At 70.0% G+C, this 13,367-nt stretch carries 9 protein-coding genes; 6 read left to right on the forward strand and 3 right to left on the reverse strand.

The genetic code is table 11. The annotated features are described in order from the left end of the window. Nucleotides 1-99: 99 nt before the first annotated feature. The 6 genes from ACOKM3_RS10210 to ACOKM3_RS10235 all read left to right on the forward strand — a co-directional run bounded on the left by ACOKM3_RS10210 (nt 100) and on the right by ACOKM3_RS10235 (nt 8,835). Entirely contained in the window at nt 100-963 is an 864-nt protein-coding gene (locus tag ACOKM3_RS10210; RefSeq protein ID WP_426899098.1) for a LysR substrate-binding domain-containing protein, read from the forward strand. 293 nt (nt 964-1,256) lie between these two features. After that, a complete protein-coding gene (locus ACOKM3_RS10215) occupies nt 1,257-3,086 on the forward strand; it encodes an AMP-dependent synthetase/ligase (protein ID WP_426899099.1) in 1,830 nt (609 codons plus the stop codon). A gap of 120 nt (nt 3,087-3,206) precedes the next feature. Then, nucleotides 3,207-4,469 (forward strand): ABC transporter substrate-binding protein, encoded by a 1,263-nt coding sequence (locus tag ACOKM3_RS10220; protein WP_426899101.1) that lies wholly within the window; start codon nt 3,207-3,209, stop codon nt 4,467-4,469. A gap of 22 nt (nt 4,470-4,491) precedes the next feature. Further along, on the forward strand, nt 4,492-7,158 hold the full coding sequence (locus ACOKM3_RS10225; RefSeq protein ID WP_426899103.1) for an ABC transporter permease subunit: 2,667 nt from the start codon (nt 4,492-4,494) through the stop codon (nt 7,156-7,158). Beyond that, nucleotides 7,155-7,889 (forward strand): ABC transporter ATP-binding protein, encoded by a 735-nt coding sequence (locus tag ACOKM3_RS10230; protein ID WP_426899105.1) that lies wholly within the window; start codon nt 7,155-7,157, stop codon nt 7,887-7,889. The genes ACOKM3_RS10225 and ACOKM3_RS10230 overlap by 4 nt, the downstream gene beginning before the upstream one ends. Before the next feature lie 154 nt (nt 7,890-8,043). Then, on the forward strand, nt 8,044-8,835 hold the full coding sequence (locus ACOKM3_RS10235) for an aldo/keto reductase (RefSeq protein ID WP_426906755.1): 792 nt from the start codon (nt 8,044-8,046) through the stop codon (nt 8,833-8,835). A 55-nt stretch (nt 8,836-8,890) separates the two neighbouring features. On the opposite strand, the gene ACOKM3_RS10240 is transcribed toward ACOKM3_RS10235, so the two are convergent. The 3 genes from ACOKM3_RS10240 to ACOKM3_RS10250 all read right to left on the reverse strand — a co-directional run bounded on the left by ACOKM3_RS10240 (nt 8,891) and on the right by ACOKM3_RS10250 (nt 13,235). Next, nucleotides 8,891-9,820, reverse strand: coding sequence for a class I SAM-dependent methyltransferase (locus tag ACOKM3_RS10240; protein ID WP_426899106.1), 930 nt, complete (start codon nt 9,818-9,820; stop codon nt 8,891-8,893). A 119-nt stretch (nt 9,821-9,939) separates the two neighbouring features. Continuing rightward, entirely contained in the window at nt 9,940-11,685 is a 1,746-nt protein-coding gene (locus ACOKM3_RS10245; protein ID WP_426899108.1) for a glycoside hydrolase family 6 protein, read from the reverse strand. 80 nt (nt 11,686-11,765) lie between these two features. Further along, the gene (locus tag ACOKM3_RS10250; protein WP_426899110.1) at nt 11,766-13,235 is read right to left on the reverse strand and encodes a cellulose binding domain-containing protein; all 1,470 of its coding nucleotides are present in this window, start codon (nt 13,233-13,235) and stop codon (nt 11,766-11,768) included. Nucleotides 13,236-13,367: the final 132 nt, after the last annotated feature.

Genomic DNA, 13,367 nt, shown 5'->3' on the forward strand with positions numbered 1-13,367 from the left:
TGCCCTCTCCATCGTCCACCTCCGGGCCGTGATCGGGAATCCTGCATACCGCTCTTACTGTGATCGCGTCGCGTGATGAGCGGGGCTAGGGTTCGTGGCATGTACGACCCCGGACAGCTCAGGACCCTGCTCGCCGTCGCGCAGACGCTGAGCTTCACGCAGGCCGCGCGCCGCCTCGGCCTGCGGCAATCGACGGTGAGCCAGCATGTGCGGCGCCTGGAGGACGCGACCGGGCGCACGCTGTTCACGCGGGACACGCACTCCGTGGAGCTGACGGAGGACGGGGAGGCGATGCTCGGATTCGCCCGCCGGATCCTGGAGGTGCACGAGCAGGCGACGTCGTTCTTCACGGGGACGCGGCTGCGCGGCCGGCTCAGGTTCGGCGCCTCGGAGGACTTCGTGGTGACCCGGCTGCCCGAGATCCTGGAGTCGTTCCGGGCCGAGCACCCCGAGGTGGACCTGGAGTTGACGGTCGAGCTGTCGGGGACGCTGCACGAGCAGTTGGACGCGGGGAAGCTGGACCTGGTGCTCGCGAAGCGGCGCCCCGAGGATCCGCGCGGCGAGTCGGTATGGCACGACCGGCTGGTGTGGATCGGCTCGGAGCGGCTGCGCATCGACCAGGACCGGCCCGTCCCGCTGATCGTCTACCCGCCGCCGGGGATCTCGCGAGCCCTGGCCCTCGAGGCGCTGGAGCGGCACGGGCGGGCGTGGCGGATCGCCTGCACGAGCGGCTCGCTCAACGGTCTCGTCGCGGCGGCGCGGGCCGGGCTCGGCGTGATGGCCCACTCGCACGGCCTCATCCCGCCGGGCCTGGTGCGGGTGCCGGACCGGGTGGGGCTTCCGGAGCTGGGCGAGGTCGACTTCGTGGTGCGCAGCGCGACGCGGGGCGAGAGCGAGCCCGCGCGGGCGCTCGCGCAGGCGGTCCTGGCGGGCGGGGACCGGCTGCATCGGAGTGCGCGTTAACGAGGCAGTGGTAGCGTCCACCGGAACCGACTACTCCGTCTAAAAACGCGGACGCCGGTCGACGGTGACCTCTTTGCACAGATCCAATGGAGGCCCGTGAAGAGGGCCGGGAGATTACGCTCCCGAAACTTACTGTCGCGTAAGTATTCTGCCCAGCTCCACCCGATGTGGCCCGTTATAAACGTCTGACCTGTGCAAATTCCGCGCACCTTCTGCTCGTTGCAGGCACTCCCGCCGGAGGCCCAGGTCGGGTACCGTCACCGACGCTGTGCGGAGCGCCACAAGGAGCAACTTTGCGTGAGTTCACCAACCCCCCTGTGGCGTCGGCGCCGCTGGTCGGCGGCCTGGCCGACGCCGTGTTCGACCATGCCCTGGACACACCGGGGCATATAGCCCTGGCCCGTAAGGACCGGCACGACAAGTGGCAGGACGTCACGTCCGCCCAGTTCTGCGACGAGGTGATGGCCCTTGCCAAGGGGCTGCTCGCGCAGGGCATCCGGTTCGGGGATCGCGTCGCGATCATGTCGCGCACCCGTTACGAGTGGACGCTGTTCGACTTCGCGCTGTGGACCATCGGCGCCCAGGTCGTCCCCATCTACCCGACGTCCTCGGCCGAGCAGGTCTTCTGGATGCTGTACGACGCCGAGGTGTCGGCGGCGATCGTGGAGCACGAGGACCACGCGATGACCGTCGCCACGGTCATCGGGCGGCTGCCCCATCTGCACCGCCTGTGGCAGCTCGACGGCGGCGCCGCCGAAGAGATCACCGCGTCCGGCACCCACATCGACGACGAGACGGTGCACAGGCACCGCCGCGCGATCACTCCCGAGTCGACGGCCACGATCATCTACACCTCCGGCACCACGGGCCGGCCCAAGGGCTGCGTGATCTCGCACGGCAACTTCATGTACGAGGCCGACACGATGATCACGCGCTGGGAGCCGGTGTTCTCCTCCAAGCGCGACCGCACCCCGTCGACGCTGCTCTTCCTCCCGCTCGCCCACGTCTTCGGGCGCATGGTGGAGATCGCGACGATCCGCGGCGGCGTGAAGCTGGCCCACCAGCCGGAGCTGCGCGCGTCCGCGCTCATGCCCGACCTGCAGTCGTTCCAGCCGACGTTCATCCTCGCCGTGCCGTACATCTTCGAGAAGGTGTTCAACGCGGCCCGCAGGAAGGCCGAGAACGAGGGCAAGTCGGGACCGTTCGAGAAGGCCATCGAGTGCGCCGTGAAGTACGCGGACGCACAGGAGGCGAAAGCATTCGGCACGGGCCCTGGCCCCTCCGCCTCGCTGCGCATGCAGCACTCGGTCTTCGAAAAGCTCGTCTACTCCAAGGTGCGCGCCGCGCTGGGCGGCCGGGTCCGGCACGCGATGTCCGGTGGCAGCGGCATGGACCGGCGACTCGGCCTGTTCTTCGCGGGCGCGGGCGTCACGATCTACGAGGGCTACGGCCTCACCGAGTCGACGGCCGCCGCGACCGCGAACCCGCCCGAGCAGACCCGCTACGGCACGGTCGGCCAGGCGATACCCGGCTCCAGCGTGCACATAGCCGACGACGGCGAGGTGTGGATCTACGGCGGCAACATCTTCCAGGGTTACCTCAACGACCCGAAGGCCACCGACGCCTCCCTGTACGACGGCTGGCTCGCCACGGGTGACCTGGGCTCCCTCGACGAGGACGGCTATCTCACCATCACGGGCCGCAAGAAGGAGATCCTCGTGACCTCCGGCGGCAAGAGCGTCTCGCCGCAGCAGCTGGAGGAGCGGGTGCGCGACCACCCGCTGATCGCGCAGTGCCTGGTCGTCGGCAACGACCGCCCGTACATCGCGGCGCTCGTGACGCTCGACAACGAGGCCGTCGACCACTGGCTCGGCATGCGCGGCAAGCAGTCGATGTCCCCGGCGGACCTGGTGCGCGATCCGGACCTGGAGACGGAGGTGCGGCGCGCGGTGGTGGCGGCCAACACGCTGGTCTCGCAGGCCGAGTCGATCCGTACGTTCCGGATCCTCGCGCACCAGTTCACCGAGGAGCACGGGCTGCTCACGCCGTCCCTGAAGCTGAAGCGCAAGGCGATCGAGCAGGCGTACGCGGCGGAGGTCGACGCGCTGTACGGGACGCTGTGACCCGGGGCTCCGCCCCGGACCCCGCTCCTCAATCGCCGGAGGGCTGATTAGGCGTCAGTTATTGACGGTTCATCAGGTCGGACACAGAATCACCCTCACTCCGACGGAGGGGGACCGACCGTGTCGCGACCGATCCGCGTCATCACCGCCACCCTGGCAGCTCTCGCGCTCGCCACCGCCTGCAACTCCACCGCCGACAGCGGGAACAACTCCGCCGGCGGCCAAGGGAGTTCGGTCCGAGGTGTGACCGACGACAGCATCAAGGTGGGCGGCATCGTCTCCATGACGACGTCGAGCGGCTACAGCAAGAAGGACACCGACCTCGGCGCGAAGGCCCGCTTCGACCGGGCCAACGCCGAGGGCGGCATCAACGGCCGCACGATCGACTACCTGGGCGCGGAGGACGACGGCCAGGACCCCGCGAAGAACCTCGCCGCGGCCCGCAAACTCGTGCAGCAGGACAAGGTGTTCGCGATCTCGCCGATGAGTTCGGTGACGTTCTCCGGCGCGGACTTCCTCCAGAAGCAGAAGGTGCCGACCTTCGGCTGGGGCACGCTCCCGTCGTTCTGCGGACCGACGTACATCTACGGCTACGGCGGCTGCATGGTGCCGATGCCGGGCGGCACCATCTCGCAGACCTGGCCGGAGGGCCTGAAGAAGGTCACGGGCGGGGCGAAGGGGAAGACCGTCGCGATCCTCGCCAACGACAACGACGCGGGCACCTTCGCCATCCGCACGTACAAGCAGTCCTTCAAGTCGGCCGGCTACAAGGTGTCGTACGCGAAGGCGACCGTGCCCGCGACGGCCGTGCCGAGCGACTGGTCGGCGTACACGAAGGAACTGCTGCGCAGCGACGGCGGGAAGGCGCCGGACGTGGTCGTCTCCGTGATGCAGACGCCGTACAACATCGGCCTGTTCACGGCGGTCAAGCGCACCGGGTACAAGGGTGTGATCACCGACCCGACGGACTACGACCCCGGTCTGCTCGCCAAGAAGGCGACGAAGCAGGCGCTCGACGGGGTGCACGTGCTGCTGTCCTTCGAGCCGTTCGAGGCGTCCACGCCCGAGATGAAGCAGTTCAAGGCCGACATCAAGAAGGCTTCCGGGGGCAAGGAGATTCCCCTCAACATGCACATGATGACGGGCTACATGAGCGCCGACCTGTTCCTCTCCATCGCGAAGAAGGCGGGCAAGGCGCTGACTGTCGCGTCGTTCCAGAAGGCGGCGAACGGCTTCTCCGACACCGGGACGCTCGTCGGTGACCGGGCGCTGCCGCGCGGGCGCACCGAGTCGTTCGGCTGCGGGGCGCTCGCGCAGCTCAAGGACGGGGCGTACCGGGTGTCGTCCGCGTTCAAGTGCTATCCGCCGATCCCCTTCAAGTAGCCGCAAGGGAAGGGCTGTTCACGTGACGGATCTTCTTGCCTTCGTGCTGAGCGGGCTCGTGTCGGGTGCGCTGTACGCGCTGCTCGCCACGGGGCTCGTGCTCTCCTACTCGGCCTCCGGGCTCTTCAACTTCGCGCACGGCGCGACCGCTTACCTCTGCGCACTCGCCTTCTACGAGCTGCACTCCGGCTTCGGCTGGCCCGCCGTGCCGACGGCGCTGCTGCTCGTGCTCGTCGCGGCTCCCCTGCTGGGCTGGGGACTCGACCGCATGATGTTCAGAAAACTGGCGCGGGTCGGCGAGACCGCGCAGATCGTGGCGACGATCGGGCTGCTCGTCGCGCTGCCCGCACTCGGCCTGTGGATCGTCGAGCTGCTCGAGGACGCGGGCGCGCCGGTCAAGCCGGCGGAGAACCAGTTCGGCCTTCCCGGAGTCGGGCCGAGTCCGGCGAAGAACTGGCAGTTGATGGACGGCGTCGGCATCGACTCCGATCAGCTGATCACGTGGGTGACGACCGCCGTCGTCGCGCTCGGGCTGTGGATTCTGCTGCGGCACACGGCACTTGGGCTCAAGCTGCGGGCGGCCGTCGACAACCGCTCGCTCGTCGAGCTGCGCGGCATCAGCGCGGACCGGCTCTCGTCGGTGGCGTGGATGCTGTCCTCGGTGCTCGCGGGGCTCGCCGGTGTGCTGGCCACTCCCCTGCTCGGGCTGTCCTCGCACGACTTCACGCTGTTCCTGTTCGTGTCGGCGACGGCCGCCGTGCTCGGCCGCTTCATGTCGATCCCGCTCGCCTTCGCGGGCGGTCTCGGGCTCGGGGTGCTGCAGAACCTGGTCGCGGGGTACGCCACGTTCGCGGAGAAGATCACCGGGTTCCGTACGGCGGTGCCGTTCCTGATCCTGTTCGCCGGGCTCCTGCTGCTCACGCGGCGGCAGCGCACGGCGGGCACGGTGGCGAGCGACGCGCCGCCGGTGGACTTGTCGGCGGGGCGGTCGTGGGCGCGGCGCTGGGGGCCGTGGGCAACAGCCGCCGTGCTGATGGCGGTCGCCTTCTACACGGTGACGACGCCGTTCTGGAGCGGGATCCTCGCCCAGGGGCTCGCGATCTCCCTGGTGTTCCTGTCGTTCACCGTCGTCACCGGGCTCGGCGCGATGGTGTCGCTGGCGCAGGCCGCGTTCGTGACGGGCGCGGCGCTCGTCGCCGGACTGCTGATGAGCCACGGTGTGCCGTTCATCTGGGCGGCGCTGGCCGGGACGTGCGCGGCCGCGCTGCTGGGCGCGCTCGTGGCGCTGCCCGCGCTGCGGCTCGGCGGCCGCTCGCTCGCCCTCGCCACGCTCGCGCTCGCCTTTCTCGCGGACCAAGTCCTGTTCCAGCTCGGCTGGTTGAGGAACGGCGACACCGGCTGGGAGATCCCGCGCGCCGTCGCGGGCCCCATCGACCTCGGCGACGACCGGGCGATGGGCGTGGCCATGGTCGTCCTGTGCACGGCGGCCGTGGCAGGGCTGAGCGCGCTCCGGAACTCGCGGGCCGGACGCGCCATGCTCGCCGTGCGCTCGGCACCGGCCGCCGCGATGGCGTCCGGCGTCTCCGTGATCCGCACGAAGCTGCTGCTCTTCACGATCTCGGCGGGCCTCGCCGGGTTCGGCGGCGTGATGTACGCGTCGTACAACACCCGCATCACCGCGACCGACTTCACGGCGATGACCGGTCTGATCTGGCTCGCCGTGGTGGTCGCGGCGGGTGTGCGGCGGCCGCAGTTCGCGGTGATCGCGGGTCTGACGTTCGCCGTCGTACCGCATCTGATCAGCGACTATCTGACGGAGTCGGTGCAGCTCCCGGTGATCCTCTTCGGCCTCGCGGGCCTCGCGCTCGCCAATGACCCGGACGGCTACTGTGCGGCGATCCCGGCCCGCCGCCACCGCAGGAGGACCGCGACGACGCAGGTCGTAGACGAGGCGCCGGTGTCGGCCCCCGACCCTGATGCCGCGCTCCAACTCGCGGGCGTACAGGCCGGATACGACGGCGCCCGCGTCCTCCAGGGCGTCGACCTCACCGTCCGCCCCGGCGAGATCGTCGCGCTCCTCGGGCCCAACGGCGCCGGAAAGTCGACGACCTGCAAGGTCGCGGCCGGCCTCATGACACCGCTCCAGGGCGAGGTGTACGTCGCCGGGGCAGCGGCCGGCCGCCAGGGCACGGTCCGCCGGGCGCGGGCCGGGGTGGTGCTCGCGCCGGAGGGACGCGGCATCTTCCCGTCCCTGACCGTCGACGAGAACCTCGCGCTCCAACTCCCCGACACCGACGACCGGTTGGCGGTCTACGAGCGGTTCACCGGGCTCGCCGCGCGGCGCGACGTCACCGCGGGCTCGCTCTCCGGCGGCGAACAGCAGCTCCTGGCACTGGCCGCGCTGCTGCACCGCCCGCCCCGCGTCCTCATCGCCGACGAGCCCTCGCTCGGCCTCGCGCCGCGCGTCGCCGACGAGGTGTACCGGCTGCTCGCCGAACTCCGCGACGCGGGAACCGGGTTGCTGCTCGTCGAGGAGAAGGCATCGGAGATCCTCGGCGTCGCGGACACCGTGGCGTACCTCGCGCAGGGCCGCGTCACATGGTGCGGGCCGCGCGAGAAGGTGGAGGCCGAACGGCTCACGGAGGCCTACCTCGGCATCGCGGCGACCAAGGAGGCCGAGCACTCATGAGGCACGTACTGGAGGCCGAGAACGTCGGCGTGCGCTTCGGCGGCGTACGGGCCCTCGACGGGGTGGACCTGCGCCTCGCGCCCGGTGAGGTGTGCGGGCTCATCGGGCCGAACGGCGCGGGCAAGACGACGCTCTTCGACGTCGTCTCCGGGATCCGCAGGCCCGACGCCGGCCGGGTGCTGCTCGACGGCGCGGACGTCACCCGCCGCTCCCCCGTCTGGCGGGCGCGGCACGGGATGCGCCGCACGTTCCAGCGCCAGCAGCTGTTCGGGCAGCTCACGGTCGCCGACAACCTGCTGGTCGCGCAGGAGTGGCGGCGCGGCGGCGCCGATCCGGACCGCTCCCGCGGCCTGCTGCGCGACTGCGGCCTCGACGGCCTCTCCGGTACGTACGCGGGGACGCTGCCGGTCGGCCGGGCCCGGATGCTGGAGCTGGCGCGGGCGGCCGCCGACCGGCCGCGCGTGCTGCTGCTCGACGAGCCCGCGTCCGGCATGACGGCCCAGGAGCGCGAGCTGCTCGCGGCGACGGTGCGGCGGCTCGCCGGGGACGGCTGCGCGGTGCTTCTCGTCGAGCACAACGTGGCGTTCGTGATGGAGCTGTGCTCACGGGTCGTGGTGCTCGACCTGGGCTCCGTGCTCGCCGAGGGGACTCCTGAGGTGATTCGGGCGGACACACGGGTACGCGAGGCGTACCTGGGGTCACAGCCCCCGGCGCAAAGCTCTCATACCTGACTGTCATGCTGGTGTCACCCACAGGAATGCGCGTACGCCCGTGATCGTTGACCATGGGGGTACCGCATTGTGCAGTGCCACCATTCACCGGACGAAAAAGGATCGACACCTCGTGAGCAAGGTTCCCCCGATCATCCTGAACAACGGCGTCGAGATGCCGCAGCTCGGCTTCGGCGTGTGGCAGGTGCCGGACGACGAGGCCGAGACGGCCGTCACGACGGCTCTGGAGGCCGGGTACCGCAGCATCGACACCGCCGCGATCTACGGCAACGAGGAGGGCACCGGCAAGGCCATCGCCGCGTCCGGCGTCCCCCGCGAGGAGCTGTTCGTCACGACGAAGCTGTGGAACGCCGACCAGGGCTACGACTCCACGCTGCGCGCCTTCGACACCTCGCTGGAGAAGCTGGGTCTCGACTACGTCGACCTGTACCTGATCCACTGGCCGCTGCCGTCCAAGGGCCTGGCCGTGGACACGTACAAGGCCTTCGAGAAGATCCACGCCGACGGGCGCGCCAAGTCCATCGGCGTCTCGAACTTCCTGCCGGAGCACCTGGACGAGCTGACCGCCGAGACCTCCGTGATCCCGGCCGTCAACCAGATCGAGCTGCACCCGCACCTCCAGCAGCGCGCCTCCCGCGAGAAGCACGCCGAGCTGGGCATCGCGACCGAGGCCTGGTCGCCGCTCGGCCAGGGCAAGGGCCTCCTGGAGGTCCCGGCCATCGTCGCGATCGCGCAGAAGCACGGCCGTACGCCCGCGCAGGTCGTGCTCCGCTGGCACGTGCAGCTGGGCAACGTGGTGATCCCGAAGTCCGTGACGCCGTCGCGGATCAAGGAGAACATCGACGTGTTCGGCTTCGAGCTCGACACCGAGGACCTCGGCGCGATCTCCGCGCTCAACGAGGACCGCCGGCTCGGCCCGGACCCGGCGACGTTCGACGTGGCGTGACACATGCCTGAAGGGGGCCCGGAGTACGCTCCGGGCCCCCTTTCGCGTACGGGCGTCAGGCCTCCTTGACCGCCGTGTGCACAGTGTGCGCGGTGAGCAGGAAGAGGTCGTCGCGGCGGTACAGGCCCTGCGGGTCCTTCGGGTCCATCAGCCGCTCCATGGTGGCGATGTCCTCGGCCGGGAGCGCCTCGGCGAAGACCTCCAGGCGGCGCTTCCACAGGTCGATGACGGTCTCACGGGCCTCGCTCGACAGGGGCGCGGGCAGATCGAGCAGGAACGTGCGGCTGACGGCGTTCGTCAGGCCCGCGTCGGTCAGCAGCTCCGTCCAGTTCTCCGTGTCCTGCTTGGCGCCGGGGAGCTTCGCGCGCATGTCGCCGAACCACTCCTCCTCGATGGCGTCGGCCCGCGCCTGGAGGCCGGGCTTGCCGAGGCCGAAGTCGCGCGGCAGGCAGCGCTGCGGCAGGCCGCCCTCGACGAGCGCGAGGGTGCCGCCGGGCGCGAGCCTCCCGGCGAGCGCGGCGACCGCGGCCCGCTGGTCGCCCACGTGATGCAGGGAGCGGGCGGCCCAGATGAGGTCGGCGTGCGGCAACTCATCGATGGCGTCCGGGAGTTCGACGCGCAGCGTGCCCGTGCGCCCGGCGATCCCGTGCTGCGCGAACCGCTCCGTGGCGCGGGCGAGCAGCTTCTCCTCCGGGTCGGCCGCGATGACACGGGCCTCGGGGAAGGCCTCGGCGAGGTGCAGCGAGACGGCCCCGGGGCCCGCGCCCGCGTCGACGATCAGGCCGGTGTCGGCGCCGGCGGGGCGGGAGGCACGCAGCCAGTCGAGGGCCTGCGTGTAGAGCGGCTCGTACACGGAGGCGTTGCGCTCCAGCATGGGGATCATGTCGGCCCAGTCGATGTCCGTGTGGTCGTGCTGACCGTGCCCGCCGTGCTGCCCGTGCTGGTGCTGACCGTGCTCTTCGTGCTGGTGGTGGCCGTGTGCCATGTCGGGTGTCGCCGCCCTTCGTGCCCGTATGTCGTCCGTCGCCCTCAGGGTGCGCGGACGACATACGGGCGGGCAAGCCACGTTGCCGAGTCGGCAATTTTCCGGCTACGGCAGTCGGCCTACAGGGCCGGGTACGCGTTCTTCATGAGCTCCTGGAACTGGGCGGAGAACCAGTGCCCGGACACCGGAGCGTTCGGCAGCGCCCCGGACAGGTTGTTGTTGTTCCGCGGGTTGCCGGTGTACGTCGGGTCGCACATGCGGTCGAAGCCCTTGCCCTCGTCGTTGTCGATGGCGGTGCTCGAACCGTCCGACTCGCCCGGCGGCTTCATCCACACGTAGGCGTCGATCCCGGTCGCCGGGTTGGCCTGCGGCCGCTCGCCGAGGCCCGCCCCGCTCTGGTTGCACCAGTTGCCGAGATGGATGCGGCGGTCGTAGCGGCCGCCGTCCACGTACGTGTCCACGGAGGTCTTGGCGCCGGGCCCGGTCGGCCGCGCCGTGCCGCCCCAGCCGTTGCGGGAGGTGTCGATCAGCATGCCGAGCTTCTGGTCGAAGCCGAGCGAGACCAGCTTCTCGCGCATGGCCTGCGCGTACGACAGCTCGTCGGTGTACCGGTTCCAGTCCACCCACTTCGACTGGCGCACGGACGTCCCGTTGACCGAGTCGTCGATCTTGAAGTTGTCCTCCTTCAGGGCGCTGTAGTTGGCGGTGTTCACGATGAAGCCCGTGACGTCGGAGAGCTGCGCGCCGTTGCTGCTGGCGGTCGACTTGAACAGCTCGGCGGAGGCGCCGAAGTTGTCGTCCCAGCCGAGCCAGCCGTGGTGGCCCGCGTCGATGTAGTTGTAGACGTTGTCGATGTCACCGAGCTTGTCGAGGGCGTAGCCGACGCCCTTCTGGTAGTTGCCGTTCGCCTTCATCACGTCGCAGTTGGGCGTGGCCGTCGGACGGCCGGAGACGTTGGTGACGAGGTTGGGCAGCGAGTCGATCTCGATCGTGGTGGCGATGCGCAGGCCCGCGTACTTCGGGTCGGCGAGGATCTTCGCGATCGGGTCGATGAAGTCCGACTTGTACTTGTCGATCTCCGTCGGGCCGAGCTCTCCGTTGGAGGCGAGCGCGGCGCAGTCGCGGCCCGGCAGGTCGTAGACGACGAGCTGGACGACCTCTTCGCCGCTGCCCTTCTGGGCGAGCGCCGCGTCGAGGTGGTCGCGCAGGCCCATGCCGTCGCCCACGCCCTCGATGGCGGCGATCCGGTCGAGCCAGACGCCGGTCGGCTGGTTGGCGATCTTGTCGCCGCCGGGCTCCGCCTTGGCCTTCGCGGACCACTCCGGGTTCACGTACACCTTGGCGCCGTCGTACGGGTTGTCGACGCGGTCACCGGGCTCGGTCGGGTCGGTCGGGTCCGTGGGATCGGTCGGGTCCGTCGGGCCCGTGGTGTCCTCGTTGCAGGTGACACCGTTCAGCTTGAACGTGGCCGGCAGGGCGTTGCTGCCGCTGTACGTGGCGTTGAAGCCGAAGGAGGCGGAGGCCCCCGAGGCGAGGCCGCCGTTGTACGAGACGTTCTTGGCGGTGACGGCGGAACCGGACTGGGAGATGTCGGCGTTCCAGCCGGAACCGACCTTCTGGTTGCCGGCGTAGGACCAGGTGAGGTTCCAACTGCTCACCGCGGCACCGTTGTTGGTCACGGAAACGGCGGTGGTGAAGCCACTGCCCCAGTCGTTCTGCACCTTGTAGTCGACGCTGCACGCGGGGGCCGCGGCGGACGCGGGCAGGGTGACGGCGGCGCCCACACAGGCGGTGCCGGTGAGGACGAGGGCGGCGAGGGCGGCGGTGCCGGCCCGGGAGCGGGATCCGGGTCTGATGCGGCTCATGGTGTGAGGTGTCCCTTTCGGCTTGAGCTGTTGATGTCTCGGTCGGGGGTTGATGGCTCGGTCAGGGGTTGATGGCTCGGTCAGGGGTTGACGGCTTTCAGGTGGTCGCGCAGGCCGACCCCGAACGCGGTCGGCGTGCCGTCGTAGTCGCTGATCAGCGAGGGACCGGAGGAGCAGTCCCAGGTGTTCCAGGTCCAGCCGAGGTACGACTGCTTGCGGTCGTCGAACCACTTCATGACCCGGTCGATGAAGGCGTGGGAGCAGGTGTTCTCGCCGATCTCCCCCGCCACCAGCGGGACCTGCGCGGCGACGGGCGCGAGCTGCTCGTCCCAACAGGCCTCACTGGAACAGGTGTTGAAGTTGTAGACGTGCCAGGCCGCGGCGAGATTGCCGGCCGGGTCCGACGGCTTGTGGGCGAGCCACTGCCGCAGGTCGTTGGAGTACGCGAGGCCGCCCGCCAGGATCAGGTTCGGGGCGCCCGCCGCGCGCACGGCGTCCACCAGGTCCTGCATGCCGGCCACCTCGTAGCCGATGCCGGGGCAGGTGCCGCCGTCCTTCCAGCAGGCCCAGGCCTCGGACAGGGTGGAGGTGGCACGGTCCGGATACGGCTCGTTGAACAGGTCGAGGACGACCTCCGGTTGCGCCTTGAAGGTGCTCGCGACCGACGACCAGAAGCTGGGCGCGTACTTGGCGTCCGGCATCGGCTTCTGGCAGCCGGCGTGGACGTCGGAGCAGCCCGCCGAGTTGCCGGTGTACTGGCCGTACGACCAGTGCATCTCCAGGATCGGCGTCATGCCGTTGGCCTTGACGCGCTCGACCAACTGCTTGATGGCCGACTGGTAGTTCGCTCCTCCGTACTCGGGTTTGATGTTGTCGAGGCCGAGCCAGCACTCCTCGTTGAGCGGGATGCGGACGGCGTTGGACTTCCAGTCGGCGATCGCCTTGATCGCCGCGTCGTCGACGGGGCCGTCGAAGATTCCGTAGCCCTGTACGCACATGAACTCGGCGCCGGAGCGGTTCACACCGAGGATCCGGCGGGTGGCACCGGAGGCGTCGACGAGCTTGTTGCCTTCGGCCTTCAGGGCGGGGGCGCCGGTGTCGGACCCGGGCGGGTCCGTGGGGTCGGTCGGATCGGTGGGATCGGTCGGGTCGGTCGGTCCGGTGGTGTCCTCGTTGCAGGTGACACCGTTCAGCTTGAACGCCGTGGGAACCGTGTTGGCGCCCGACCACGAGCCGACGAAGCCGGCGGAGACGGACGCGCCAGGGGCGAGCGCACCGTTCCATGACTCATTGCTCGCGGTCACGGCCTTGCCGGACTGGGCCCACTTGGCGCTCCAGCCCTGGGTGACCTTCTGACCGTCGGCGAAGTCGAAGGACAGGCTCCAACTGTCCTTCGCCGCGCTGTTGTTGGTGACCTTGACGGCTCCCTGGAAGCCGTCGCCCCACTGCCCGGTGACGGAGTACTCGACCGTACAGGCGGGGGCGGCGGCGACCGCGGGTGCGGCGCCGGTCAGGGGGATCAGCGTGGCCGCCGAGACGGCGCACGCCATGAGTAATGCTCTGTGCGGGGGGTGTCGCATGAGCGAGTCCTTGCAGCTCGGACACGTACGGCCGAGGCCGGCGCGTCGACTGACGGATTCGCTCCCACTGGTTGCTGGGCGACTTTAGAGAAGGAACTGCCG

The organism is Streptomyces nidicola (assembly GCF_050106155.1).
Classification (GTDB): Bacteria; Actinomycetota; Actinomycetes; order Streptomycetales; family Streptomycetaceae; genus Streptomyces.